Origin of the sequence: Crocosphaera sp. Alani8, assembly GCF_038442745.1 — a bacterium.
GTDB lineage: Bacteria > Cyanobacteriota > Cyanobacteriia > Cyanobacteriales > Microcystaceae > Crocosphaera.
Map to the genome: position 1 here is coordinate 1 of NZ_JARVCN010000487.1, position 2,006 is coordinate 2,006.

The 2,006-nt window shown below is 29.1% G+C and carries 2 protein-coding genes; both read right to left on the reverse strand.

The window, feature by feature from the left end; translation table 11 throughout:
- Window positions 1-732: DUF4276 family protein (locus P9B04_RS24090; RefSeq protein ID WP_342057492.1), on the reverse strand; the 732-nt coding region annotated here is incomplete at its 3' end.
- A 5-nt stretch (window positions 733-737) separates the two neighbouring features.
- Window positions 738-1,919, reverse strand: a complete 1,182-nt coding sequence (locus P9B04_RS24095) for an ATP-binding protein (protein ID WP_342057493.1) — start codon at window positions 1,917-1,919, stop codon at window positions 738-740.
- Between the last annotated feature and the right edge of the window lie 87 nt (window positions 1,920-2,006).

A 2,006-nucleotide genomic window follows, 5' to 3' on the forward strand; every position in this document is an offset into this window, starting at 1 on the left:
TTGTCCCCTAACTTTCGGCGAGTCCCCCCAGACTTTTTGAGAAGCTTCTATTTCTAGCTGTTTTACTTTTTTGACTACCTCTGAAAGCAGAACTTGGTAATTAATAGATTCAACAATTTCTGTGACTTCTTCCTTCTTTTTGTCATAGTTTCGATCAATCAATTGATAAATTTTCTGTAAATCATCATAAGGATGTGGTATTGTCTCAATATCAATCTTTCTTAAGTCAAGTCCATAATTTTGCAAAATAAACTCAGAAGTTAAACGTTTATCTATTTTAGACAAAAAATTATATTCTGCTAAAAACCATGCTTCTACTTCCATGATAGCTAAAATCATAGCAATAGGAATTTCAGTTTCCCTGAAGAATTTTATGGTTCTTTTATCCGCTTGTTCAGTTTTTTGCTTATCTTCTAATGATTTAGGATATAAGTCTCGCACACCTATGATTTTAGTATAGTTCTTTTGAGTTAAACTTTTATGTTGATAGTTTATATCAGATAATACTTGAGAGTCACCAGTACAATCATATAAAAGAGCAAAAAAAGGAGAATTTTCAATCTTTCTATCTTCTAATAATTGAGGTTTGTGTTTAGACGGCTTCTTTTTTCCTTGTAATTTATAAATCTGTATAGATATATTTTTTCTTCCAGCCATTTCTTGGAGAAGTTTGGCTACAAATATTTGTTCTGTTTGTCCTTCGACAAAAATAGCGATTTTCTTGGGATTCATCTTAATTACTCCTCCTCAGAAAATCCATGTAAAGCAAACTCACTGGTGAAAAAATCAAAATTGTTAAGTCCAATAAATTCAAATTCTTCAAATTTCTCTTTTGAATTGAATTGATTATGTAGCTTTGCACTACCCGGTTTTCGTTCAATAACTGACCAATATTCCAACGGAACACCATTCATAATAGACTGATCATTAGTTGTCATAATTAGTTGAATTAAACCTTTTTCTGCTTTTTTAATTAATAGTTTTATAATAGCAGAAGCTCTTTCATAGTCTAACCCTTCTCCAATATCATCGATAATAATACAACTTGGTTTTTCTGCTAATAAAGAATAATTTATTTGAATAAATAAAGATAATGCTCTAAACATTCCTTGAGACATTTCTGATTGTTCGGTAATTCCTTTTAAATCATTTTCTTTAACATATAAAAATTGGGGCAAATTATTATTATCATCAGGATCAGAAATATCCGCAATTTCAAGCATATATGGTACTTTTATTCCTATTTTTGAAATTTGATATCCAATTTCTACCATATCTTCAATTATCTTATTCGTAAAATCATCTTTAAATTCATTTTCACCAAGCCAAAAAATACCAATAACTTTTTCATCATTTTTAAAATCTGTTTGTTTTTTTACCAATTCTATTTTTGGGGGAATAGATGCCACTAGATCTTTTCCTAATTGTGTACCAAATTTATAAAATCTTAAAGAATTTGCCCATTGATATATATCTTCTAAAAAGGGGTGTTGAATCGTATCTCTACGCTTAACAACTGCTAATTCTGTTTGAGGAGATTGAAAACGCATTTCTCTTCCTAATTCTACTGCCTTAATATTACCTTCACCAGATTTATCTCTATTCAACAAAGTTTCATCACCAATAATTAACTCTTCTTTGACTACTAAACCATTTTCCATTTCTAATAAATATTGAGTCTTTTTCTTTGGATTATCATTATTAAAATATAAATTCCACTTGTATTTTCTGTCATTAGGACCAAGTTTAATCTTTTCTGTTAATAATTCCGATAATACATATATTGGTCTAAGAATTCTTGATTTGCCACTAGCATTTTTACCGACAATTAAATTAATTTGATTTAATTGACAATCTTCAATTGTCCATTCATTATCTAAACCCTCATTATATGTATATTCAAACCTATCTAATCTCATCTGATTAACCTCAAAATAACTGATAAAACATTTTACTCACATCTTGCACCTGACAAGACAAAGTTCCAAACCATGTTCATAAAACCA

Coding starts and splice junctions, on each gene's coding strand:
- P9B04_RS24095 (WP_342057493.1), bottom strand. CDS start 1,919: ATGAGATTAGATAGGTTTGAATATACATATAATGAGGGTTTAGATAAT.